At 31.3% G+C, this 23,523-nt stretch carries 26 protein-coding genes and 1 tRNA gene; 22 read left to right on the top strand and 5 right to left on the bottom strand.

The window, feature by feature from the left end:
• On the bottom strand, positions 1-254 hold a 254-nt coding region (locus BLV68_RS13690), incomplete at its 3' end, for a transposase (protein WP_200773569.1).
• Between the two features lie 780 nt (positions 255-1,034).
• Here BLV68_RS13690 and BLV68_RS13685 point away from each other — a divergent pair.
• From BLV68_RS13685 to BLV68_RS13670, 4 genes are all read left to right on the top strand, one after another.
• On the top strand, positions 1,035-2,522 hold the full coding sequence (locus tag BLV68_RS13685) for a sigma-54 interaction domain-containing protein (RefSeq protein ID WP_143035293.1): 1,488 nt from the start codon (positions 1,035-1,037) through the stop codon (positions 2,520-2,522).
• Between the two features lie 221 nt (positions 2,523-2,743).
• On the top strand, positions 2,744-4,771 hold the full coding sequence (locus BLV68_RS13680; RefSeq protein WP_093754767.1) for a urocanate hydratase: 2,028 nt from the start codon (positions 2,744-2,746) through the stop codon (positions 4,769-4,771).
• Positions 4,772-5,048: 277 nt separating this feature from the next.
• Positions 5,049-6,578, top strand: coding sequence for a histidine ammonia-lyase (gene hutH / locus BLV68_RS13675; RefSeq protein ID WP_093754765.1), 1,530 nt, complete (start codon positions 5,049-5,051; stop codon positions 6,576-6,578).
• A gap of 141 nt (positions 6,579-6,719) precedes the next feature.
• Positions 6,720-8,018 (top strand): Na+/H+ antiporter family protein, encoded by a 1,299-nt coding sequence (locus tag BLV68_RS13670; RefSeq protein ID WP_093754763.1) that lies wholly within the window; start codon positions 6,720-6,722, stop codon positions 8,016-8,018.
• Between the two features lie 62 nt (positions 8,019-8,080).
• Here BLV68_RS13670 and BLV68_RS13665 read toward each other — a convergent pair whose 3' ends face one another.
• Positions 8,081-8,902, bottom strand: a complete 822-nt coding sequence (locus BLV68_RS13665; RefSeq protein ID WP_093754761.1) for a diaminopimelate epimerase — start codon at positions 8,900-8,902, stop codon at positions 8,081-8,083.
• A 206-nt stretch (positions 8,903-9,108) separates the two neighbouring features.
• Here BLV68_RS13665 and BLV68_RS13660 point away from each other — a divergent pair, with 206 nt between their 5' ends.
• Positions 9,109-9,624: a cob(I)yrinic acid a,c-diamide adenosyltransferase gene (locus BLV68_RS13660; RefSeq protein ID WP_093754759.1), complete on the top strand. Its 516-nt coding sequence runs from the start codon at positions 9,109-9,111 to the stop codon at positions 9,622-9,624.
• Between the two features lie 136 nt (positions 9,625-9,760).
• Here BLV68_RS13660 and BLV68_RS16155 read toward each other — a convergent pair whose 3' ends face one another.
• Positions 9,761-9,895, bottom strand: coding sequence for a hypothetical protein (locus tag BLV68_RS16155; protein WP_268807644.1), 135 nt, complete (start codon positions 9,893-9,895; stop codon positions 9,761-9,763).
• Positions 9,896-10,302: 407 nt separating this feature from the next.
• Here BLV68_RS16155 and BLV68_RS13655 point away from each other — a divergent pair, with 407 nt between their 5' ends.
• The 3 genes from BLV68_RS13655 (at position 10,303) to BLV68_RS13645 (ending at position 11,162) form a co-directional block, all read left to right on the top strand.
• The gene (locus tag BLV68_RS13655) at positions 10,303-10,599 is read left to right on the top strand and encodes a helix-turn-helix domain-containing protein (protein ID WP_093754757.1); all 297 of its coding nucleotides are present in this window, start codon (positions 10,303-10,305) and stop codon (positions 10,597-10,599) included.
• A gap of 51 nt (positions 10,600-10,650) precedes the next feature.
• A complete protein-coding gene (locus BLV68_RS13650) occupies positions 10,651-10,944 on the top strand; it encodes a hypothetical protein (protein WP_093754755.1) in 294 nt (97 codons plus the stop codon).
• A gap of 121 nt (positions 10,945-11,065) precedes the next feature.
• A tRNA-Sec gene (locus tag BLV68_RS13645) sits at positions 11,066-11,162 on the top strand.
• A 384-nt stretch (positions 11,163-11,546) separates the two neighbouring features.
• Here BLV68_RS13645 and BLV68_RS13640 read toward each other — a convergent pair.
• Positions 11,547-11,804 (bottom strand): hypothetical protein, encoded by a 258-nt coding sequence (locus BLV68_RS13640; RefSeq protein WP_143035292.1) that lies wholly within the window; start codon positions 11,802-11,804, stop codon positions 11,547-11,549.
• A gap of 62 nt (positions 11,805-11,866) precedes the next feature.
• Between BLV68_RS13640 and BLV68_RS13635 the strand changes: the two genes are divergently transcribed.
• The 12 genes from BLV68_RS13635 to BLV68_RS13585 all read left to right on the top strand — a co-directional run bounded on the left by BLV68_RS13635 (position 11,867) and on the right by BLV68_RS13585 (position 20,812).
• Positions 11,867-12,163, top strand: coding sequence for a DUF1259 domain-containing protein (locus tag BLV68_RS13635; RefSeq protein ID WP_234949930.1), 297 nt, complete (start codon positions 11,867-11,869; stop codon positions 12,161-12,163).
• Between the two features lie 144 nt (positions 12,164-12,307).
• Positions 12,308-12,517 carry a small, acid-soluble spore protein, alpha/beta type gene (locus BLV68_RS13630; protein ID WP_200773800.1) on the top strand — a complete coding sequence of 70 codons (210 nt, stop codon included), beginning with the start codon at positions 12,308-12,310 and terminating at the stop codon, positions 12,515-12,517.
• 132 nt (positions 12,518-12,649) lie between these two features.
• The gene (locus tag BLV68_RS13625; RefSeq protein WP_093754749.1) at positions 12,650-13,030 is read left to right on the top strand and encodes a universal stress protein; all 381 of its coding nucleotides are present in this window, start codon (positions 12,650-12,652) and stop codon (positions 13,028-13,030) included.
• Between the two features lie 54 nt (positions 13,031-13,084).
• A complete protein-coding gene (locus tag BLV68_RS13620) occupies positions 13,085-13,681 on the top strand; it encodes a DUF3841 domain-containing protein (protein WP_093754747.1) in 597 nt (198 codons plus the stop codon).
• Positions 13,682-13,868: 187 nt separating this feature from the next.
• Entirely contained in the window at positions 13,869-14,348 is a 480-nt protein-coding gene (locus BLV68_RS13615) for a tetratricopeptide repeat protein (RefSeq protein WP_093754745.1), read from the top strand.
• Between the two features lie 1,587 nt (positions 14,349-15,935).
• Positions 15,936-16,088, top strand: coding sequence for a hypothetical protein (locus tag BLV68_RS15525; RefSeq protein ID WP_159428709.1), 153 nt, complete (start codon positions 15,936-15,938; stop codon positions 16,086-16,088).
• A 313-nt stretch (positions 16,089-16,401) separates the two neighbouring features.
• Positions 16,402-16,572, top strand: a complete 171-nt coding sequence (locus BLV68_RS15520; protein ID WP_159428708.1) for a hypothetical protein — start codon at positions 16,402-16,404, stop codon at positions 16,570-16,572.
• Between the two features lie 122 nt (positions 16,573-16,694).
• Positions 16,695-16,928 (top strand): phosphotransferase, encoded by a 234-nt coding sequence (locus BLV68_RS16365; protein WP_093754741.1) that lies wholly within the window; start codon positions 16,695-16,697, stop codon positions 16,926-16,928.
• Positions 16,929-17,069: 141 nt separating this feature from the next.
• On the top strand, positions 17,070-17,501 hold the full coding sequence (locus BLV68_RS13600) for a GNAT family N-acetyltransferase (RefSeq protein ID WP_093754739.1): 432 nt from the start codon (positions 17,070-17,072) through the stop codon (positions 17,499-17,501).
• 160 nt (positions 17,502-17,661) lie between these two features.
• Positions 17,662-18,168 carry a GNAT family N-acetyltransferase gene (locus BLV68_RS13595; protein WP_200773799.1) on the top strand — a complete coding sequence of 169 codons (507 nt, stop codon included), beginning with the start codon at positions 17,662-17,664 and terminating at the stop codon, positions 18,166-18,168.
• Between the two features lie 886 nt (positions 18,169-19,054).
• Complete coding sequence (locus BLV68_RS13590) at positions 19,055-19,693, top strand: YiiX/YebB-like N1pC/P60 family cysteine hydrolase (RefSeq protein ID WP_093754737.1); 639 nt, start codon at positions 19,055-19,057, stop codon at positions 19,691-19,693.
• 63 nt (positions 19,694-19,756) lie between these two features.
• Positions 19,757-20,812: a hypothetical protein gene (locus BLV68_RS13585; protein ID WP_093754735.1), complete on the top strand. Its 1,056-nt coding sequence runs from the start codon at positions 19,757-19,759 to the stop codon at positions 20,810-20,812.
• Positions 20,813-20,847: 35 nt separating this feature from the next.
• Here the strand turns inward: BLV68_RS13585 and BLV68_RS13580 are convergent, their stop codons facing one another.
• Positions 20,848-21,327 carry a superoxide dismutase family protein gene (locus tag BLV68_RS13580; RefSeq protein WP_093754733.1) on the bottom strand — a complete coding sequence of 160 codons (480 nt, stop codon included), beginning with the start codon at positions 21,325-21,327 and terminating at the stop codon, positions 20,848-20,850.
• 76 nt (positions 21,328-21,403) lie between these two features.
• Here BLV68_RS13580 and BLV68_RS13575 point away from each other — a divergent pair, with 76 nt between their 5' ends.
• Both BLV68_RS13575 and BLV68_RS13570 read left to right on the top strand, forming a co-directional pair.
• On the top strand, positions 21,404-22,279 hold the full coding sequence (locus tag BLV68_RS13575) for a patatin-like phospholipase family protein (protein WP_093754731.1): 876 nt from the start codon (positions 21,404-21,406) through the stop codon (positions 22,277-22,279).
• Between the two features lie 63 nt (positions 22,280-22,342).
• Positions 22,343-23,290 (top strand): DUF5700 domain-containing putative Zn-dependent protease, encoded by a 948-nt coding sequence (locus BLV68_RS13570; protein WP_143035291.1) that lies wholly within the window; start codon positions 22,343-22,345, stop codon positions 23,288-23,290.
• The last annotated feature ends 233 nt before the right edge of the window (positions 23,291-23,523 follow it).

Here is a 23,523-nt window from a genome sequence, read left to right as displayed (position 1 = left end):
CTTGGTATATCTAACTCAATTTCTCCAAAACGAGTGCTTACAGTCTTTTTCGTAGTACCATTTCTACGATTATCTGTATTTTTGTTCTTTTTATCTCCTTTTACATATCCTAATTCTACCTCTAATTCTGCCTCTAACATCTCTTGTAGTGCATCTTTAAACATTTCTTTAAGATATGTGTGGAGATCATTTACTGTTTTTAAATCTCCATCTACTATCATATTTCTTAAAACTTCCTTTGGTAAAGTTGCCATAAAAAATTCTCCTTTCTAGTTTTGGTCTTATTTAGATTCTTGCCAGAAAAGAGAATTTTATTTCCTAAAAGCACAAATTATTTTACACTACCTAAGTTTGTGCTTTAAACAATTTAAAATTATTCTAATCTGTCAAAAAATATTAACTAATTTAGTATAAATCAAATTTTATTTAGTATTCTAATATTTTTACTAGGTCATTGTATCTGTAAATTAGGTCAAAGGCTTAATTACAGTACAATGACCTTTTGCATTATTTTATTAAGTTAACTACTATAAATTAAATTGAAACTATTTTAAAGATAGCTTTTTATTCTACTTTAATGACATATTAGTAATCTGCTTAAAATAGAATCCAATTTCTATGTTTTTAAGTACTTTTATATCAATATTCTGACTTGTTAAATATGATATTTTTTCTCATGATTGATTCACTGGAGGTACAGTTACTACTTTATATATTTTTTACGTTACATCTAATATAGGCAACTTTACGCAAAATTTAGCATTTCTTCTTAATTTTATGGTGTGATGCATTTAAGCATGAAGGGATATTTTTATCTACTTTTATATATGCTAATTAAGTCTATAACTTTGTTTAACATCTCATGCAATATATCTTTATGATACGAAAGGAGCTTACTTGCTGTTTTAAATTTTCATTAGTAATTGCTAAGATAAGCAATCAACATATTTAAATACTATTTCTAAATATAGTTTTGCCAACAGCTTGACACACCAATTTATGCTTTGATATATTTAACTTATGGAGGGATACTTGTGGAAAATAGATCATCGGTTAATGCAATATCCAATAAAAGACTAAATCGTAGTAACTATGAAGACAAGCTACTGTGTTTGGAAAAAATTATTGATAACCTTGATGATGGAGTACTTTTAACGGATAAGAATGGCAAAATAATAATTTATAATAGAGCTATGGAAGAATTGGAAAAGAGGAAAGCCTCAGATATGGTTGGCAAATTTATATGGGAAGCCTATGAATATTTCGATAAGAATAAATCTGAACATATGAGAGTGCTAAAAAGCGGCAGCCCCATTACAAAGAGGTATAAAGCCCATGCTTATAACGAAGATGGACCTGTCTATAAATTATATAGTACCTTTCCGATAGAAATTGACGGTGAAATAATCGGAGTATATTCAATAAGTAAAAATGAAACTAGATTGCAGTTTTTACTATCTGAAATTACTGAAATGAAAAATGAATTCTTTAGACAGAGGATTCTTAAGTCAGATGATATTAACCCCAATGGTACGAAATTTACATTTTCAGATATAATTGGTTCAAGTAATGTAATGAAGAAATTAATACAGGAAGCACAATCTGTTGCTTGGATAGATAACAATATATTATTAGTTGGAGATACAGGAACAGGGAAGGAAGTATTTGCTCAAAGCATTCATAACTACGGAAATAGAAATTCTGAACCGTTTATAGGAGTAAATTGTGCTTCTATTCCAGAAAATCTCCTTGAGAGTACTTTATTTGGAACGGTTAGAGGAGCTTATACAGGAGCTTTAGATTCCCCAGGCTTAATTGAACAAGCGGGAAGTGGAACCTTATTTTTAGACGAGATTCACAATATGCCAGTGAACATGCAGGCCAAATTATTGAGAGTATTACAGGAAAGAATCGTTAGAAGGATTGGTGGAAGTCAGAATTACCCGGTTAAGTGTAGAATAATCAGTGCCATAAATGAAGATCCCTTTCAGTTAATAGAAAATGGGCAGCTAAGACAGGATTTATACTATAGATTGGCAGGATACTGTCTTTATATCCCTCCTCTTATAGAAAGAGAAAATGATATATTTGAGCTATCAGAATATTTCATTAAGAAAAGCAATTTAATTATGGGCAAAAATGTAATATATATGACTGATAGATTAAAGGAGATTATGAAAAACTACAGCTGGCCAGGAAATGTAAGAGAACTTGAACATTTTATTGCCAGCATAATGATTAGGACTAATGTAAATGATAAGTATTTAAGGGCTAAGAACGCACCAAAATATTTAATAAATATGATGAAGGCCAATTGTGGCAATTACTATGAAATCCAAAGTGGTTCAAATTTAACACTACAAGAAAAATTGGATAGTATAGAGAAAAAAATGATCTTAGAAGCCTTGGACAGCAATTTATGGAATGTAACAAAAACTGCGAAAGAATTAGGAGTTACAAGGCAGAGTTTAATATATAGAATGAGAAAATTAGGTATAAAAAGGAAGGAAAATAGAGATTAATAGATGTTGAAAAATGAAATAAAATAATTCAAAATGAACTATTATATAAATTAGGGCAAATAAAAAGTGTTTGATAATCAAACACTTTTTGCTTATCAAATATTAACCAAAAAATAAAGTGTGCAAAAGGGTTGATTTTTTATAGTTTTTAAATTGGCATAAAAATTGCAAGTATATAATTTTAAATAAAATTATATGAATTTAAATCGGGAGGTAATAGAATGATTGACAATAAAAAGATTTCAGAATCTATGACTATTAAGCTCACGGATGTATTTAAAGAATTGCCACCAATGCCCAAATTTGTTGAAGGGATAAGAAGGGCACCTAAAAGGGAGTTTAATTTAACCAAAAGGGAAACTGAAATTGCCTTAAAGAATGCATTAAGATATATACCAGAAGAATGGCATGAAGAATTGGCACCAGAGTTTTTAGATGAGCTGTTAACCTATGGTAGAATTTATGGTTATAGATTTAGACCTGAAGGAAGAATCTATGGAAAACCTATCGATGAATATAAGGGGAAATGTTTAGAGGGAAAAGCTTTTCAGGTTATGATAGACAATAATCTGGATTTTGAAGTAGCTTTATATCCCTATGAACTAGTAACCTACGGAGAAACAGGGCAAGTATGCCAAAACTGGATGCAATATCAACTCATTAAAAGGTATTTAGAGGAATTAACAGAAAATCAGACATTAGTAGTAGCATCAGGCCATCCATTGGGCTTATTCAATTCAAGTCCAAGTAGTCCAAGGGTAATAATAACCAATGCATTGATGGTAGGAATGTTTGATGACCAAGACCACTGGATAAAGGCCACAGCAATGGGAGTAGCCAACTATGGTCAGATGACAGCAGGAGGTTGGATGTATATAGGACCTCAGGGCATAGTTCATGGAACATATAATACCATATTAAATGCAGGAAGAAAGGAACTAGGAATAAAAGAGGATTTAAGAGGCCATTTATTTGTAAGTTCAGGATTAGGAGGCATGAGCGGGGCTCAAGGTAAAGCAGTAAAGATAGCAAGAGGAGTAGGAATAATAGCAGAAGTAGACTACTCAAGAATACAAACGAGACTAGAACAAGGTTGGATAGATGTAGTGATAGACGACATCAAAGAAGTTTTTGATGTTGCAAAGGAATATATGGATAAAAAAGAAACCATAGCAATAGCATATTATGGAAACATAGTAGACTTACTTGAGTATGCAGTAGAGAACAATATAAGGATAGATCTACTATCAGACCAGACATCATGCCATGCCCCCTATGATGGAGGATATTGTCCACAAGGATTAACTTTTGAAGAAAGAACTAAAATGTTAAGCACTGATAAAAAGAAATTTAAGGAATTGGTAGATAAATCTCTAGCTAAGCATTTTAGACTAATCAAGGAATTAGTAGATAGAGGCACTTACTTCTTCGACTATGGAAACAGTTTTATGAAAGCGGTATTCGATGCAGGAGTAAAAGAAATAGCTAAGAACGGAAGAGATGAAAGTGAAGGATTTATATTTCCATCCTATGTAGAAGATATAATGGGACCGATGCTATTTGACTACGGCTATGGGCCATTCAGATGGGTATGTTTAAGCGGGAAAAAGGAAGACTTAATAAAAACTGATAAAGCAGCTATGGAATGTATTGATCCAAATAGAAGATTACAAGATAGAGACAACTGGGTATGGATAAGAGATGCAGAAGAAAACAATTTGGTAGTAGGTACCCAAGCAAGAATCCTTTATCAAGATGCGTTAGGAAGAAGGAATATTGCCTTAAAATTCAATGAAATGGTTAGAAAGGGAGAAATTGGTCCAGTAATGCTCGGAAGGGATCATCACGATACAGGAGGAACCGATTCACCTTTCAGAGAGACAGCTAACATCTATGATGGAAGTAACATTATGGCAGATATGGCCACCCATTGTTTTGCTGGTAATGCAGCTAGAGGAATGAGTTTAGTAGCCTTACACAACGGTGGAGGAGTAGGAATAGGGAAATCGATAAATGGAGGATTTGGATTAGTATTAGATGGAAGTGAGAGGGTTGACAATATAATAAAGACTGCCATACCATGGGATGTTATGGTAGGAGTAGCAAGAAGGTCTTGGGCAAGAAATGAGAATGCAATGGAAACTGTAATAGAATATAATAATCAATTTAAGGATACAGACCATATTACCCTTCCATTTATGCCTAATGAAGAGTTAATTAAGAAGTTAGTAGATGAGAAATATAAATAAACTTTCTGAAATGATGCAGTGTTTGAATTTTAAACATAATGTTTAAGATTCAAACACTGCCCAAATTATTTATTACTATAAATATGAACATAATGTGTTTTTAGTTTAAACATTTATATTGAGTTTAGCCCATGTATTGAATTATAGAAACTCATAAAAATAAGATTTATGTATAGGTATAAAACTTGCATATATAAATAGCGAGAATAGTCGATTAATTCGGAAAATTATTAATACTATGACAAATATTGGATATTTTTTTAAAGGAGGTTAAAAAATGAGCAAAGTTATTATTACAGGGAATTCTTTGACAATAGAAGACGTGGTGGCAGTTTGTAGGGAGTACAAAGAAGTGGAACTTTCTGAAGAAGCAAAGGAAAACATACTGAAATCTAGAAGAACAGTTGACGAATTCGTAGAAAATGGTGAAGTAGTATATGGAATAACAACTGGTTTTGGGAAATTTAGCGATGTGACTATATCAAAGGAAGAAACAAAGCTCCTTCAAGAAAATTTAATTGTATCCCATGCAGTTGGAGCAGGAAAGCCTTTCGAGACTGAAATAGTCAGAGGTATTATGCTTTTAAGAATAAATAGCTTGGCAAAAGGCTATTCTGGTGTTAAAATTGAAACTATACAAACTTTAATTGACATGCTTAATAAAGGAGTTCATCCTATTATACCGGAGAAAGGCTCATTAGGTTCAAGCGGTGATTTAGCTCCTTTATCTCATATGGTTCTACCTATGCTTGGATTAGGTAAAGCTGAATATAAGGGAGAAGTAATGTCTGGCAAGGAAGCTATGAATAAAGCGGGGATAAGCATTATAGAATTAACATCTAAAGAAGGCCTTGCCCTTATAAATGGGACTCAAGCTATGACTTCTGTTGGGGCTCTTACAGTATATGATGCTATTAACTTATTAAAAGTTGCAGATATAGCAGCTGCATTGAGCTTTGAAGCTCAAAATGGAGTAGTTAATGCCCTAGATAATAGGATTCATCAATTAAGACCTCATAAAGGGCAGATTGATACAGCCAGGATTATATTGCAATTGTTAAAAGATAGCAACATGACTACAAAACAGGGAGAAATCCGAGTTCAGGATGCTTATGCTTTAAGATGTGTGCCCCAAGTTCATGGTGCAAGCAAAGATGCCATCAACTATATCAAAGAAAAAGTAGAAATAGAGATAAATTCCGTTACAGATAACCCACTGGTATTTGATGATACTAAGGAGGGCATTTCAGGAGGTAACTTCCATGGTCAGCCTATGGCATTAGTATTTGACTTTTTAGGAATAGCATTAGCTGAGATAGCTAATATTTCTGAAAGGCGTTTGGAAAGGTTGGTGAATCCTGCATTAAGCGGACTTCCAGCATTTTTGGTGGAAAAAGGTGGATTGAATTCAGGATTTATGATAGTTCAATATTCTGCAGCAGCTCTTGTATCTGAAAATAAAGTTTTAGCTCACCCTGCAAGTGTAGATTCAATTCCATCCTCAGCTAACCAAGAGGACCATGTTTCAATGGGGACGATTGCAGCAAGGAAAGCAAGGGAGATAATGAAGAATGTACGAAGAGTGCTTGCTATGGAAATAATGGCAGCGTGTCAAGCCATAGATTTAAGAGGGAATAAAGGTTTGGGAGTAGGTACAAAACCTGCTTATGAACTTGTAAGACAATATGTAGAAAAACTTGAAGATGATAGACCTCTTTATGAAGACATTAATAAATGTGAAGATATTATAACAGACGGAAAAATAATTAAATCTGTGGAAGATGCAGCAGGTGAAATGGTATTTTAATGTTTTGCAGCAGGTACAGCTTTGCTGTACCTGATATTCTATATTAAGAAAGGAGTGATTAAAAGGCTAATTTTAATTCATTGATTTAGTATTAATTAGATTCGCATTATTCAAAAATAATATTAGAGTGAGGTGAATTATATGCCTGTTGTTGTATCCGTTCTTGTAATGACAGTTTTATGCTTATTAAAGCTAAATGTAATCATAGCATTAATAATTTCTGCCCTCGTTGCTGGAGTTCTTTCAGGTATAAGTATGACGGAAAGCATTTCATTATTAATTGCTGGTATGGGTGGGAATTCAGAAACAGCTCTTAGTTATATTTTATTAGGTGCTTTGGCTGTAGCCATCAATAAAAGTGGTATTGCCAATAGACTAGTAATAAAGTTGTCTAAAAGCTTAAAGGATAAAAGAGTATTGTTTGTGTTGATAATTGCTTTCATTTCATGCTTTTCGCAAAACTTAATTCCTGTGCATATTGCATTCATACCAATTTTAATCCCACCACTTCTTGGAGTAATGAATAAATTGAAAATCGACAGGCGAGCTGTTGCATGTGCTTTAACCTTTGGCTTAAAAGCTCCTTATATTATGTTACCTGTTGGGTTTGGTTTAATATTCCACAACACAATAAGGGATGCACTTATTGATAATGGAATGCCAGTAACTACTAAAATGATTTGGAAGCCTTTACTTATACCTGGGGTAGGTATGATTATTGGCTTGTTACTTGCTATATTTATAGCTTATAGAAAACCAAGAGAATATGAAGATATTAGCTTTGGCGAAATTGCAGCGACCGATGAAGAACAAAGTTCAAACATGACCAAGGAAGAAGTAGGAGTATTAATAGGTGCTATAGTAGCTTTTGCAGTTCAATTATTGTCGGATTCTTTAGCTTTAGGAATATTAACTGCTCTATTAGTAATGTTGTTATTTGGTTCCTTCAAGTTTAAAGATATTGACAATTTAATGGATGGCGGAATTAGAATGATGGGCTTTATAGCCTTTGTAATGTTAGTTGCATCTGGATATGGTAATGTATTAAGGGAAACTGGAGCTGTAGAAGCTTTAGTAAATAGCTCAGTAGAACTAATAGGCGGTAGTAAATTATTAGGAGCTATATTAATGTTGTTAATTGGATTGTTGGTAACAATGGGTATAGGCACTTCCTTTGGTACAGTTCCTATTATAGCCACATTTTATGTACCTTTATGCATCCAATTGGGATTTAGTCCTGCAGCAACTATAGCTCTTGTAGGTGTTGCTGGAGCATTAGGAGATGCAGGTTCACCTGCTTCAGATAGTACATTAGGACCTACATCTGGCTTAAATGCAGATGGCCAACATGATCATATATGGGATACTTGTGTTCCAACATTTACCTTCTTTAATATACCTTTATTAATATTTGGAACAATTGCAGCAATGATTTTATAAATTGGATTTTAATACTAAACACCCTAGATGCGGGAAAGCTCTTATATCTAGGGTGTTTTTAATTATAAATATGCTATTCCTTCTGATACTATTTCAACTAATCCATCTAGCTTAATGGAGTCTATATTATTAGATTTCCAGTCAATAGAAATTTCTAAGCTACCACCAGGTTGCTGGATTTCTTTTGATATGGAGCTTTCGCTTTCATAGGCCAAGGCTGCTCCTAATGCTGCAGTTCCAGAGGCACAGCTTCTTTCCCAAAAAAGGCTATCAGTGTTTTTTACATATACTAATGGGGTTAAGAAATTGCTTTCTCTATCGTAATACATGATTCCAAAGGCATCATATTCTTCTTTATCCATTTCATTCTTAATTACTTTGAAAAAACTATCTTTATCTTGTACTTTATTGGCATCTACAATGAAATGAATTATACCAGGCAAACTAACTTTAATCGATTTTATACTATTATTGCCTTCTTTGAAATGAAATTCTTTAATTAATAGGGGTAGTGGCATGTTAATTTCTGAGAAAAAACTATTTCCCTTTTCTGTAGGAGTAACCTTACAAGTAATAATGCCTTCTATGCCTGAGGTTTTTATAGTGACTTCATATACTTGATCTATCTTTTTTATATTGGGGTATTGGCTATATACTATGAAAGCTGCTAGAGACCTAGAAGCATTACCACAAAATTCTCCACCCATCATCTGAAGCCTTATGAGGTCCTGTTCCCTCTCTATAAACCCTACCTGTTCTCCATGAATATTGTTATAACTCATAAGTTTATTGGCGATTTTCATGTGGAATTTCCTAGGAACTGGATCCAGCACAAATATAGTCATATTTTCTACAGGGTTTACCTTTACATATCTAAGTTTCATATTATTCCCCCTTTAGTTAGATACTCATATTTTTTGCTTTTTTCATAATTCCTTATGTTATAATTCAATATGGTTTATAATTAAATTATAGCATTGCTATCTGAATTATCAAAATTATTTAAATAGTCCATAACATGTTTTGGATTATAAAATAATCATGAACTATATGTTATAATGAAAATACCAATTCTAGGGAGGAATAGCGAATGGATAATGGATATATACATGTATATACTGGAAATGGAAAGGGAAAGACTACTGCTGCGTTGGGGTTGGCCCTAAGGGCTATATGTGCTGGTAAAAAGGTTTTCATAGGCCAATTCATAAAGGGAATGGAATACAGTGAGCTTAAGAGTGTAGATTATTTGCCTAACCTAGTTATAGAACAATTTGGAAGGGATTGTTTCATATATAAGGCCCCGAAGGAGGAAGATATTAGGTTGGCAAAAGCTGGGCTTAATAAATGTAAAGTCATTTTGAAGGAAGGAAACTTTGATGTGGTTATTTTAGATGAATTGAATATAGCATTGTATTACAATTTATTTACTGTGGAGAAAGTGTTGGAAACGATTAAAGGAAAAGCTTCTCATGTTGAGGTCATAATTACAGGCAGATATGCAGATGAAAGGATAATCCAAATTGCAGATTTAGTTACGGATATGGTGGAGATTAAACACTATTATAACAAAGGAGTAGTGGCAAGAAAGGGTATTGAAATATAATAAATAAAGCCATAGGTTACAAATTATCCTATGGCTTTATCTTAGAGTTTCTCCTAATATCCTTATCCAGTATTTTCCTGTAATCTTTCTTACATCTTCAGTTGAATGACCTTTGCAAAGCCTAAAAAAGCTCCAGTTAAAGAGAATACAAACATATTAACATATTAGCTACTTTATGGATTCCTGCTTCTATAGCACCAGTAGAAGTAATAATTTGAAATGAGCCTGCCACTATAAATATGAAGAAGGTCATTTGAGCTGCAACCATCATTCCTCTAGGAACAATAGTTAATACTTCAAATATATTTACCCCACCTCGTATAATAACCTCCTAAAAAGGATTAAAATTTGATTTACAAGTATTATGATGCAATTACTATTCCATCATGTTGGAAAATAATATTTGAACTTAAATTTCTCGCTATAAGCCTTTAGATTTAGGGTTTTACAATTAAAGAAAAATATGAAAATTCAAATAAATGATGATTATATTTAAGATAAGTTATATCAATCTTAAAAAAGTGTACAGCATTTTACTTTGGGAGGGAATAGAATTGTCAAATTATTTTACACATAGGACTAATATGAAATTTCAGTAAATTGCAGGGTTTTAGACTATATGGTAAAATATCATTAATAAACTATGTTGTATTAGAATTACCAGAGAGGAGAAGGCCTATGTATAATTTAATCATAAAAAGTGGAGAAGTTATAGATGGTTCAGGCAAAGGATCATATTTTGCTGATATTGGCATTAAAGATGGATATATAAAAGAGACATCTCGATATATAGATTCAGATGCCTTGAAAGTCATAGATGCAAAAGGCTATATTGTAAGTCCGGGTTTTATTGATATAGACTCTCATTCCGATTTTCACTTTGTTAAAGGTAATAAGAGTAAAGCAGCAGAACTTTTAGGAATTAGAAGGCAGACTTTATATAATAAAATGAAAGAATATGATATAGATATATGAGCTTAATAAATATAGAAGCTACAATTGAGTAAATATGAAAAGGAGGACTATATGAACAAGAAATATATTGTATTGTTACTTTTGATCATTATAACTTCAATGTTAATTACTGGATGTATGCCTGGAAATGGAGAATATACTAATTCAGATCCTGCGGGATTTCTATCAGGAATATGGCATGGTTGGATTGCCCCTTTTTCCCTGATAATAAGTATTTTCAATCCTCAAATAAGAATCTATGAACCAGCAAATACAGGTTGGTGGTATGACTTTGGATTCTATATTGCAATAATAAGCGGATTCGGTGGATTATCCTTAACTAGGAAAAAATCCAAAGATAAATAGATTTGACAATAATATTTGCTTCAATTTGACATGCTGAATTAATAAATTACAAAATTCTTGCATACTTGACATCAATGAAATAAATGCTATAATATATTAGTGGTCATTACCGCTTTTGTATGGGAGTAGATGGGTGCTGGTGTGCCCTCTGGTCTTCAAAACCAGTACGAGGGGTTAGGAGCCTCTTGGGTGGGTTCGATTCCCACATACTCCCGCCATTGATAATAAGCCGCTTTGGCGGCTTTTTGTTTTTTGAAAAGTTCTAACAATATAGAAATCAATAACTTTACAGATTGGGATTTAATTTGAGATGAAAATATATATTAATTCTGTGAAAATCCCTTTTTTCATATGTTTTAGTATACAAGAGTGATTGTTAAGGTGCTAAAATATAATAGCTTAACTGTTTTCTTACTAAATTTATAATTGATATTTAGGCTATTTCTCTAATATAGCATTGATTTGAATCTAGCTTGCTGAAATATCTAATAATTTACTTAAAAATAAAAGTGCTTAAGAATTATAAAATGAAAAAAATCCTAAGAATTTTGGTTTTTGCATTAAATGCTTTAAATTCTACTTCCTCAAGGCTACTTAGTAGACTAATCTGTCATCGTATTTCTTAAAGATTCATTTTCATCTTCTACATCCTTTAGGGTTATGCTAAAGCCCCATAATATTATACCCATAATTAAATAGGCCAAGGCGGACTTATAATTGTAAAGGATAGCAAGTTTCGGTGCATGAATAAGGCCTATGGCTGATAAAATTATTGCTACAAAAGAAACTTTAACTGCTTTTTCTAACTGGTTATCGATTATATATACCAATATTGCTCCCCATATAGCTGCGGTAAACATGGCTCTCTGTCCTAATGCGACTATAGATGGCGAGAGAGCATTTAAAGCTTCTGGGGCTGTGTTTGCAAAAAATTGCAGGAAGACCCACAAGGAGTCCACTTGTAATTGCAGCACTGTTTTCTTTTGAATCTATGGATAGTAGAGGTAGAACTCTTAATTTAGGGGAAACAGTGATATTGCAAAGAGAAATAAATCCTTTTATATCAGCCTTAAGAGAAAGAAATATAGAAGTAACAGCTTTACACAATCATTGGCTGTTTGATAAACCTAGGTTGTTTTATATTCACTTTTTTTCTATAGAGGATCCTTTGAGCTTTGCAAGAAAAGTTGCTGAAGCTTTTCAAGTTTTAAAATATTAAATGAGATCAGGTTTTGCCTGGTCTTTTAATTTTATATTTAACAACAATATATTACTATCCTAAATTCCTCAAATTGGATGGTATTGATTTTACGTTATTAGATAAAATAAAATGGAGAGAATTCTATTTTATGAGGTGATAAAATTGGGAAAAAGACCTATAGATACAAATGCAATCAAAGCATTAAACGAGATGAAAATTGAATTAGCTAATGAATTAGGAATTTCAGATGCTTTAGAAAATAAGAAAGAACTAGATCCTGTAACTAATATTTTTACAGCCGGGCCTGTAGGAGGGCTAATGACTCAAAAATTAGTGGAAATGGGAGAACAAGAGCTGATTGATGAAGAATAGGGTAGGTTAGCCTATCCTATTTTTAGTTTAAATAGTGTCTCATAACTTAATAAATTATATTATAATCAATACTTTTTTAATCAATTCATGTTATAATGTAATAGGCGCCACTCTTTTAAAGGGGGATTTCATATGGAAAAAGCTAAGGTCATGGTCTGTGTAACTCAGCAGAAAACCTGTGAAAGATTGATCTTAGAAGGTTATAAATTAATTAAATCTAAGGAAGATAAACTTTATGTAATACATGTAGTTAACGAAAGAGAAAACTTTTTAGAATATGCAAATGATGGAGAGGCTTTAGAATATTTGTTCAATGTTTCTAAAAAGGCAGGAGCCGATTTAACAGTATTAAGGTCGAAAGATGTATTAAAGACTATCATTAACTTTGCAAAATCAAACAGTATTACCCATATTGTTATGGGGAGTTCTCAAAATCAAGGAATGGAAGAAAAAGCAGGTATTGGAATGCAATTGCAAAATGCTTTACCGGACGTAAAATTCATTATTTTATAAAAGGACAGTAGAAGTAAATTCTGCTGTCACTTTTTTCAAAAGGAAGTGAAGATAATGAATTCAGTATCAGAAAACACAAAAAAAGTTACCCTTTGGACTAGACAGGATATTAGAAGTTTAGAAGACTTAAAAAATAATAGTTTAATTAGAATTAAAAAGAAACATCTAGATGAGAAATTTGAAGAAATAGCAGATTATATTATTGAACTATACAATTGGTTTACATCTAATGCAAGCAAAATTGTTCCAAAACCTGAAGGGGTAGAGTTTCCTATTTGGTGTTCTATTAGTGAAGAAAACATGTTAAGGCCTACTAAGGATACAGTTGTTTATGTACTAGAGGTAGATGAATCTGAGGTTATTTATTTTGATGGGATGAAATGGGATTATGTACTTAATCACTTATATATACCAAAGGATGAAAAGGATAGGGAAGAATATTTAAAAGATATAAAGAGGAAAGGCTTTAAAGATGCTTTTTCTGTTATGGATGATAGGATTGTCCATTTTTATCCAGAAGAGAGGAAAAGGATTATGGATAGTTGGATGAGGATATTCGAAATAGATGTATGGGATATATTTAGAGTACAAGCTAATATTTGGGAAATTAGGTCTGAAATGGTTAAAGATATATTATACTATGACTATTGAGAGGATAAAGAAACAGCCTTTGTCTTTAAAGATAAAGGTTGTTTTTTGCTTTATAAAAGAATTGGGTTTGTAATTTATAAAGTAGATTAACTTTTAAATTTATGTTATATAATTGAAATTGTGGGAAAGCATGCGGATAAAGGATATAATATTAAATGTAATATATTTGGTTGTGAGGGGATTAACTATGAAAGATTTAGAAATAGCAATTAAATTAAGAAAAGAAGGGAAGCTGGAGGAATCTAATAGGCTATTAGTAAGTCTTGCAAATAAGTGTCCTGATGACCCTATGATTAACTACCATTGTGCATGGAGCTTTGATGCACTTGGATTAGAAAAAGATGCAGTACAATACTATGAAAAGGCTATTGCAATTGGATTGCCTGATGAAGAATTGAGAGGAGCTTATTTAGGTTTAGGGAGTACATATAGAACTTTAGGAGAATATGAAAAATCGAAAAAGACCTTTGAGGAAGGATTAGATAAGTTTCCTCAGGATGAAGCGATGAAAGTTTTCTATGCAATGACATTATATAATATGAAAGAATACTCTAAAGCAATGGAAATATTATTATTTTGTATTGCTGAAACATCCTATGATGAGAATATAAATAGGTATAAAAGAGCCATTAAGTTTTATGCAAACAAGTTAGATAAAATATGGTGATTTTTAATTACTTTTAACAATGCTGTCTAATCTTCTAGGAACGTTGATGAACTTATTTGTAAAGTAAACAGTATTCCAATTAAAAGAATAGAAGATAATAAGGGAATATAACAAAAAACATTGTTTATCATAAATAAGAATAACCTTATAAATGATCTGAAATACTCGTTTAATTCTACGATATTTTTAAGACTAGTTATAATTATACATTGAACCCTTTAGATTTTAATCTGTAGGATATAAAACCAAAAATTAATTTCTGATGTAAAGTCCATGGAAGTAGTATAAATTGCTTTTTGATTGTAATGTTGATCAATTGTGGTTGTAAATTGTAGGAGGACTATATTATGAAATATGAGTTTGAAAATCAAAAACCACAAGCGTGACAGTATGAAGTTTTTAATTGGGTAGAGTATCTTATAGGTGTACCAATGCCTATATTTTTAATTACAACCTACAAAGAAAATGGTTTGCCTAATGTATGCTTACATTCCTGGTCTTCCTTTTCAGGAGATGGAGGAGGTCACTTCTGCATAATGTCCGGTATTCCAATAAATTATGGCCATACAATAAAAAACATTATAAGAGATAAGGAGTTTTGCATTAACTTTCCTAATAGAGAGATTTGAGATAAATGCCATAAGACCATTGAAAATAATAAATATGTACTTGATGACATAACAGAAAGTGGATTAACGGTTGAAAAAGTATTTCTATTAAAGCTCCAAGGATTAAAGAATGCTTCTTAAATCTAGAGTGTACTTTAGAATGGATTAAGCATCTATATGAAGGCAGCAGATACTGTGTTATATGTGGTCATATTAAGCATATAGCAATGGATAGTCAATACTTTGACGAAAACAAGAATGGTCGTTATGGTGAAACCGGATTCATTATGAATATTCACCCTTTGACTGGAGAAACATTAGAAAGCAAACTGGGTTTTGTGAAATATGAGTAAATAGGCAAACAATATATCTTTATACTAATACTTAACCACAGATATTAACCCTCCAAACTGAAATATTTGGAGGGAATGTTTTGAAGAATTTAAAAGTTATTATTAAAGTAACTACCCATAGTGATTTGGAACACATTGAAAGGTTATGAAATAATGGCCATGTCAAGAAATTTGTTGGTTTTCCTAATGGTTTAGGAATTACTATAGATAAGCTTCAAGAATGGATTAAAAGGGCAATAAAACCACCATATCGTTGTCATTATTCTATCTATTTAGAAAATGGTACTTATTGTGGGGAAACTTTTTATGACGTGGACATTGATACCAGAATAGATGTGTTCGATATCAAATTAATGCCTTCTGCAGGTGGGAAGGGAATTGCTTTAAAAGCATTATCCTATTATAGCTAAAGTCTTTGAAGAAGGGAAGGCTAGAAAGGTATATGTTGAACACCATCCTGACAATGTTAAAGCGTGGAACCTATATGAGAAATTAAAATTTATTAATAGACCACGGCCTGCCTCCATTGAAGGAGATAATCGTTAGCTTTAGTAGCATTTATAAACTGCTTTGTTGCCAATGGCATAAATGAAATTTATACACAGATTTGGTTGGGTAATTGTAGAATGGTTAAATTAGCTAGAAAAATTGGTTTTATTGAATTGACACGCTTAAAGAACTATGGACTTGTAAAAGGAAATATGTACGACTCCCTAACTTTTAAACTAGATATAGATAGATTTAAGAACTTTTATAATAGTTTGTTGTATAGTGATTAAAAGACCATTAGCTTTCAAGGTGCTTTTTAATGAATATATATAATGAATTTTGGTAATGAAGGGAGGTAGCAATGGAAAATATAAAATATAAAATATCCTAAAGAGTTAAAAGATATACTTAAGGGGATGAGATGTGAAGGAGATGATATAGGCAAGTCAAATTTTAAAGTGCTAAGGTATTATAATAACAAAACAACCTATTATTTGAAGATTCAATCCAGCTATGAAATAAAGAGGGAAGGGTTGGCTTAAGGGAAAATTACCAGTTCCTGAAATAGTATATTATAGTTCTAATGAAGGATATGATTTTCTATTGATCACTGAAATTAAAGAGCCCATGCTATATTCTGCCTATTATCTAGGAAGGCCAGAGGAGACTGCAAAATTATTGGCTGATGGAATAAAGATGTTACAATCAATTTCAATTGATAATTGTCCCTTTGATGCTAGATTAGAAAAAAAGCTGGAGCTTGCTTTATTATAATATTAAAAATAACTTAGTAGATACATCTGATTGGGAAGTAAATAATGGCTTTTCCTCCCTAGAGGATTTACTAACGTATTTAAAAGACAATAAACCTAAAAATCAAACACTTTCATTTACTCATGGGGATTATACTTTGGCTAATATTTTTTAGAAAGGATAATAGGATAAGTGGCTTCATAGACTTAGGGCGTGGAGGAATAGCGGATATATATCAGGATATTGCATTAGCAGTCAGGTCCTTTAAAAATAAATTTAAAACTGATAAATATATAGATTTATTTTTTGAATATTTAGGTATAGAACCAGACTGGGAAAGGATCAATTATTATATATTACTTGACGAGCTATTTTAATAATTCATCCAAATTATATATTCGTCAGTATTGAGTACTAATATTGAGGATGTAAAAGGAGTTAACTGTGATAATTTACCGATTAACTCTTTTTTAATGTTAATTTTAGAAGGAAATTATATGTTTATGTAGAAATATATTATGACTATAAGTAAAATTAAAGGGAGGATTGGTATACCCATTTTAGGTACTGAACAATCAGAAGTAATAAATATTAATAATGAATTAAGGTTAAGGAAATTTGATAGTAAATATGATTTTGCATTAGAATGGTATCAAAATGAGGAAACAGTAAAATTGGTTGATGGGCCCAATGTAGAGAAATATGATCATGTTACTTTAAAGAGAATGTATGAGTATCTAAACAATATTGGTGAATTATATTTTATAGAAATACGAGAAAATAATGGGTTTATACCAATTGGGGATGTTACGTTTTGTAAAGATGATATGTCCATGGTTATAGGTGCTAAAAAATACCGTGGTAAAGGTATAGGTAAAAAAGTTATAGAAGCATTGATATTAAGAGCAAAGGATTTAGCTTTAAAAGAACTTAAGGTTAGAGAAATTTAATCATATAATACTGCTTCACAAAGATTATTCGAAAGTTTTGGATTCAAAAAATCAGACCCTACTGATAACGGTTATTCATATATTAAATTTCTAGAATAATATTTGCTTAAACTAAACATTTAAGTAAAAAACACTTATTTACACAACAGGAGGTATATTAATGTTAATAGATACTAGTTTAGATAATTTCAAGATAAGATTTGCAGAAGAAAAAGATGTACCACTGATCTTAGAATTTATAAAAGAATTGGCTGATTATGAAAAAATGCTTAATGAAGTGGTAGCAACCGATCAAATCTTAAAAGAATCTCTATTTGAAAGAAAGATGGCGGAGGTTATTATTGGGGAATATGATAATAAGCCAGTAGCTTTTGCATTATTCTTTCACAACTTTTCTACTTTTCTAGGAAGACCAGGTATTTACTTGGAGGATCTATACGTCAAACCTGAAATGAGAGGTAAGGGAATAGGTAAAATTATGCTTTCTTTTCTTGCAAAATTGTGTGTTGAGAGAAAATGCGGAAGATTGGAATGGTGGTGCTTGGATTGGAATGAGCCAGCAATAGAATTCTATAAACAAATGGGTGCAATTCCAATGGATGAATGGACAGTATACAGAGTATGTGGTGATGCGATAGAAAAATTAGCTATGAAGGTTAGTAAATAAATTATTTTAAGTAGGAATATAATGCTTAGCATGATGACCTTTTGAACATAAATTATAATGCTATATGAGGTGTTAAATATGCTAAAAGTTATGAGAAAAGCAACTAAAGTTTTATCATTATTTTTAGAATTGATGTTTATGGAGAAGTTTATTATAATCTAGAATCTCCATCAAGGATATATTATTCAGTATTAGGATTATTATATTCTTCTGGAAGCGTCAAGATTACCAGAGGAGGGCGAATAGGAGTAAGAGAAAATGTAACTGCTTACTTTGAAGTTTCTAGATAAGGTAACTTCTATGATAGAGTTTTAGGTAGTATTTACTTAAGAGACGTAAAATCTATCATAAGCAAGGAGTAGTAAATATGAATAAAAAGTTAGCTTAATTTTAAGTATACTAGTAATAATATATCCATTTTTATTAACAGGAAGTGTTACGGATGATCATCTGGTAGAACCTATGAATTATATTACTTTTATAATTAAAGTTCCATGCTTTATAATAGGAGTATATTTTATAAATAAATATCACTTGGAGTAATAAATTATAGCTTAATTGTTTTACAAAGATGGTATTTTGTAATGAATATAATTTTTATAGGCTTAAAGTTATATTGTTAACTATAAACCTATCAGACTGAAGACAAAGTATAATAAATTAATAAAAAAGCAGAAAATCCTTTTTGAATTTTTAAGGATTTTCTGCTTTTAGTTTAAAAATTATTATACTCTGTTTTTAGTTTGTAAACTCTTAAATAAGGGTTCTTTTTTATTATAAACAGATCAAAAATTTTGTCATAAAATTCAAAAGAAAAAAATATGGTATAAATAAGTTAGCGAAAAATTCAAAATATTCTATCACAACCTTAAAGGAGGGGAGGAGGATGAGAAATTACATTAAGAAATTGACAGCGATAGTTTTAGTTATATTATTACTGTTACCTGGTATTAGTTTTGCTGCAGAGCAAGAAAACTATTTAACAGCTGAAGAAGTATTTACAGAAGATGAAGTCGAGAAATTGGAAAAGAAGGTTGATAAAAAGAAGTTGGAGCTTGATAAAGGGATAAGTAGTTTAAATAGCAAACAATCAATGGGAACTTATCCAAGGAGAAAAGGGGTTATACTTGTAACAAAAGATAAATATAAAGGTATAATTCCAACGGGACATGCAGCAATTGTTTATAGCTATGGAACGGTAGTTGAATCCTTAGCAAAAGGTGTAACGACAGGAGCCAATGATTGGTACCAAACAAGAAAAACCTGTTATGGAGTGACCGTTAAAGGAACCACTATAGCACAGGATGAAACAGCAGCTGATTGGTGCTACAAACAGATAGGTAAACCATATAATTGGAACTACCTTAATCCTTATACTAGAAATAAATTTTATTGTTCTCAATTAATATATGCAGCATTTTTAGATAATTATGGGATCAATTTGGATACATCGGATTTTGGAGTCGCAATTCATCCGATGGAGTTAATAAACAGCAGCAATACTATAAAAATATACGAAAGATAAATGTGATTTAGCCAAAGGGCTTTTCTATGTCCTTTGGTTAGATTTTTTAGTGAGGTTATGAATATGAAAAGTATAGTTTATATTATAGGAATGATAGTGATTTTAGCTATTATAAATTGGCACAGATATGAGGCAGAAGATTTTAACTACCAAGGTATAGAGGAAATTAAAATTGGAGTAATAGAAACGACAGCTAATGAGCATAAAAGCTGTATTCACTGGTATGATGAAAATTTAAATAAGATTTCAGAACAAAAGTTACAATATGCAATGTTAGGCTCTCCATTTCATAATCCAGTTTATTATAACAACGAAATATATTTAATACCTCAAGGGTTGGGAAATAGAAAGGATAGTAAAAAGGTAATAAGTTTAAATAGGGAAGATTTCAATATTACGGAATATCCATTTAATAATATAGCATTAAACGATATTGCAGTTAGTGAGGATTACATTTATACAATAAATACTCTAAATGGAAATACTCATATATCCAAATTAAGTAGGAGGGATTCCAGGTTAGAAGAAGTGGTTATAGAGGACGAGTATATAAGCGGAATAGTAGCAATAAAAGGGAAATTGTATGCCTTTAGTTCAAATATGCAAACTTCATCACCCAAATTTTATATTTACATTTATAACGAGGAATTAGACCTTTTAGATATAAGAGATATTACTAAATATGGTACAGGGCAATACAAATTTTCCAATGACGAAAATTATTTGTATGCTAATGTAATGGTAACAAAGGATGAGAAACCAGGAACTATGATTTTAAAAATATCTATTGAAACTAATGAGATTGAAGCAATAGATATAAATGAAGAATTTCCAAATGATATTCTTCAATATAAGGATAAAATAATAATAACAAACCATGATTTAATCATGTATGAAGGAAATAAAATAACCATTTTAGATAAAAATACTCAAGAAACTGAGACTATAGAATTAGATAGGAAGACTGAATTTGCAGGTATAATAGGGAATTTGTTGATAATAGGAAACCAGGAGAATATAGGTTTATATAGTATCGAGAATAGATTTGAATTAGTAAAGGAAATCTTCATTGATAAAAGCAATGAGTCGTATATTTCTAATATTATAGTATTGAATTAAGATTAGAGGTCAGATGATAAATCTGACCTTTAATATCAATAAAGCCTACATATAACCCCACAAGCCAATCTTTTCCCTGCATTTCCAGAAGGCTGGGTTCTATAATCGTCGGGATTTTGATGAATTATTACTGATTTCCCTATAATATCCTTTGGTTTAAATTTATCAGTAAAAAAACTCATCCTAGCATAGCCATTATTTGAGAATATTACAGGAAAATCCCCTGCGTGATTTCCATGGGGTTGATTAGTTGGATTATAATGCTCACCAGCAGATTGGAAAGGATTTTCAGGGTCAGTTATTTCACAAACACCCAATTCATGAATATGGAAACCGAAAGGGCCTATTGGTTCTTTACCATTTTTTGCAGGTTGGTATAAGGGTAGTCCCCATACCTCTATATATACTTCAGTCCCTCCCGCCACATCATCAAAAAATATGTTACCATATATATTAGGAGCTAAATTTCCACCTCTGATGTTTGCGTATGCAGTTATTTTATAATTGAAACTCATATATGGACTCCTCCCTTCAAATACATTTTATGCAGAAGGTTTATCTTAAGTTCATAATAATATTGGAGGTGATAAAATGGCAAAAAAGTTTGGTCTGGTTCTTGAAGGAGGTGGCATGAGAGGAGCCTATACTTCTGGTGTTCTAAGGGCTTTTATGGATGAAGGGATTAAATTTCCCTATATAATAGGGGTATCTGCTGGAGCGAATAACGCAGCTAATTTTATAGCAGAGCAAAAGGACAGGAATAAAATCGTTTTTGTAGACTATGTATCCCATAAAGAATACTCAGGATTAAAATATTTTATTAAAGGAAAGGGCTATTTTAATATGGACTTCTTATTTAATACCTTGCCAAATAGATTAGTTCCTTTTGACTATGAGACTTTTTTTAATTCTAAAACCGTATTTAAAATCTGTGTAACGGATGTGGAAACAGGAGAACCAGTATACTTTGATAAGAGCCAATTGGATGGGGATAAGAAGATGATCAATAAGGTATTGAGGGCATCGAGTAGCTTGCCTATATTTTCTCCTCCAGTTGAAATTAATGGTAAACTCTATTATGATGGAGGTGTTACCGACTCTATCCCTATAGAAAAATCTATTGAAGATGGGAATATTTGCAATGTAATAGTTCTAACTAGAAATAGAGGATATGTAAAGAAAAAACAGAGATTAGGGCCATATTCAAAGCATTATCTAAAAAAGTATCCTAATATACTCAAAGCACTTAGTGCCAGACACATTAAATATAATAAGGCCTTAGAAAAGATTAATATACTGGAAAAGGAAGGATATGCTTTTGTATTTAGGCCAATAGCACCTTTGAAAGTTAACAGATTGGAAAAGGATATAACTAAGTTAGAGGAATTATATAATCAAGGTTATAAGGAAGCAATGGAAAGAATAGATCAATTGAAGAGATGGATTGAAGAGGTTTCTAAGGAATAAGCATTCATATCCCATTTTTAGTAGTCATATATTTAATTGAGGCTATTGGAAATGGGGGATATGGTGGCTATAAACGTGGAATCGATAGATCTAATGATTAAAATGTTTAAAAAGGATAATTTAGATAAGGATTTATTTCGATCTCTTATGCGGACTAAAGGGATAAAAGAATTTATTAATCATGAAAAAAGTATGGGAAGGTTTAGACTAATTAGTCCTTTAAAAGATGAAATTAAAAGGGTTATTGAAGATAAGGAATATGAGGATGTATATGATTTTTATATATTAAAGAATAATCTAGAACAATTGGAAATAGATATTAAAAACATACTGAAAAACTCAAATTCAATTATAGAGGAAGCCAAGGAGAAAGTCTATGAGATAGTTCCAAAGGATATACAAATAAGAACTAGCATATATCTCTATTGGGGAGGAATAGACGGTGCATTTACTCTCAATAGAAAAGAAATTTTCATAAATTATAGAAAATATTTCGGGGATAGGGAGGAGTTTATTAAAGTATTAAGCCACGAAATGTATCACGCTCGAAAACTTACTCTTATGAATAGGATTAAATATTGTTTTAGAATGATATCGAGAGATAATAGACTCCTCTATGATATTATTGGACGGATCATTGAAGAGGGTATGGCTTTGGTGGTGCAACATGGTCCCAATTTAGCAAAGGATGATTTAACGGGAATGTTAACCAAAGGGAATATTCTCTTTGTTAAAGAAGAATTCCAGCATTTAAACAGTATTTTAAATAATATAAGAAGGAGGAATGGCAATTCAATTACCAAAAGGCATTTGAATATCTATGTAATTGGCTATTGTATAGTAAGTCTCATCTATAAGGAAAGAGGAATAGAGATTTTAAATTATTGGACTGTAGACTTAAATTTAAGAAGGATTATTAGAGAATATGTAGAATTAAACAATAGGAATAAAACCTCATCTAATCTTGACAAAAATATAATCAGATGGATTTTAAAGGAAAGGAGTATTTGATATTTTATTCTTAATAATTTTGGCAATATAGGATTGAATAGAGGCAGCAAAACTTTACATGATATAAATTGATGACAATATATGTTTTTCTGTAAAATAGGGTATAAAAATAAGAGAAAGCTTTTTACTAAGATATTGGGATTATTGTAAACTACTCCTGTGCTTGGATAAGTCTAAAATATTGAGGAATTTGAAATAGGGGCTATTAATTTCACTAAAGTAATATTCTCTAT

The organism is Tepidimicrobium xylanilyticum (assembly GCF_900106765.1).
In the GTDB taxonomy this organism is placed as follows: domain Bacteria; phylum Bacillota; class Clostridia; order Tissierellales; family Tepidimicrobiaceae; genus Tepidimicrobium; species Tepidimicrobium xylanilyticum.
The sequence above is the reverse complement of the archived record's forward strand: the minus strand, read 5'-3'. Positions and strand labels throughout refer to the sequence as shown.

Excerpts from the sequence above, each read along its gene's own strand:
- BLV68_RS13680 (WP_093754767.1), top strand. The coding sequence starts at position 2,744 with ATGATTGACAATAAAAAGATTTCAGAATCTATGACTATTAAGCTCACG.
- hutH (WP_093754765.1), top strand. The coding sequence starts at position 5,049 with ATGAGCAAAGTTATTATTACAGGGAATTCTTTGACAATAGAAGACGTG.
- BLV68_RS13670 (WP_093754763.1), top strand. The coding sequence starts at position 6,720 with ATGCCTGTTGTTGTATCCGTTCTTGTAATGACAGTTTTATGCTTATTA.
- BLV68_RS13665 (WP_093754761.1), bottom strand. The coding sequence starts at position 8,902 with ATGAAACTTAGATATGTAAAGGTAAACCCTGTAGAAAATATGACTATA.
- BLV68_RS13660 (WP_093754759.1), top strand. The coding sequence starts at position 9,109 with ATGGATAATGGATATATACATGTATATACTGGAAATGGAAAGGGAAAG.
- BLV68_RS16155 (WP_268807644.1), bottom strand. The coding sequence starts at position 9,895 with ATGATGGTTGCAGCTCAAATGACCTTCTTCATATTTATAGTGGCAGGC.
- BLV68_RS13655 (WP_093754757.1), top strand. The coding sequence starts at position 10,303 with ATGTATAATTTAATCATAAAAAGTGGAGAAGTTATAGATGGTTCAGGC.
- BLV68_RS13650 (WP_093754755.1), top strand. The coding sequence starts at position 10,651 with ATGAACAAGAAATATATTGTATTGTTACTTTTGATCATTATAACTTCA.
- BLV68_RS13640 (WP_143035292.1), bottom strand. The coding sequence starts at position 11,804 with ATGTTTACCGCAGCTATATGGGGAGCAATATTGGTATATATAATCGAT.
- BLV68_RS13625 (WP_093754749.1), top strand. The coding sequence starts at position 12,650 with ATGGAAAAAGCTAAGGTCATGGTCTGTGTAACTCAGCAGAAAACCTGT.
- BLV68_RS13620 (WP_093754747.1), top strand. The coding sequence starts at position 13,085 with ATGAATTCAGTATCAGAAAACACAAAAAAAGTTACCCTTTGGACTAGA.
- BLV68_RS13615 (WP_093754745.1), top strand. The coding sequence starts at position 13,869 with ATGAAAGATTTAGAAATAGCAATTAAATTAAGAAAAGAAGGGAAGCTG.
- BLV68_RS15525 (WP_159428709.1), top strand. The coding sequence starts at position 15,936 with ATGGTTAAATTAGCTAGAAAAATTGGTTTTATTGAATTGACACGCTTA.
- BLV68_RS16365 (WP_093754741.1), top strand. The coding sequence starts at position 16,695 with ATGGGGATTATACTTTGGCTAATATTTTTTAGAAAGGATAATAGGATA.
- BLV68_RS13600 (WP_093754739.1), top strand. The coding sequence starts at position 17,070 with ATGACTATAAGTAAAATTAAAGGGAGGATTGGTATACCCATTTTAGGT.
- BLV68_RS13595 (WP_200773799.1), top strand. The coding sequence starts at position 17,662 with ATGTTAATAGATACTAGTTTAGATAATTTCAAGATAAGATTTGCAGAA.
- BLV68_RS13590 (WP_093754737.1), top strand. The coding sequence starts at position 19,055 with ATGAGAAATTACATTAAGAAATTGACAGCGATAGTTTTAGTTATATTA.
- BLV68_RS13585 (WP_093754735.1), top strand. The coding sequence starts at position 19,757 with ATGAAAAGTATAGTTTATATTATAGGAATGATAGTGATTTTAGCTATT.
- BLV68_RS13580 (WP_093754733.1), bottom strand. The coding sequence starts at position 21,327 with ATGAGTTTCAATTATAAAATAACTGCATACGCAAACATCAGAGGTGGA.
- BLV68_RS13575 (WP_093754731.1), top strand. The coding sequence starts at position 21,404 with ATGGCAAAAAAGTTTGGTCTGGTTCTTGAAGGAGGTGGCATGAGAGGA.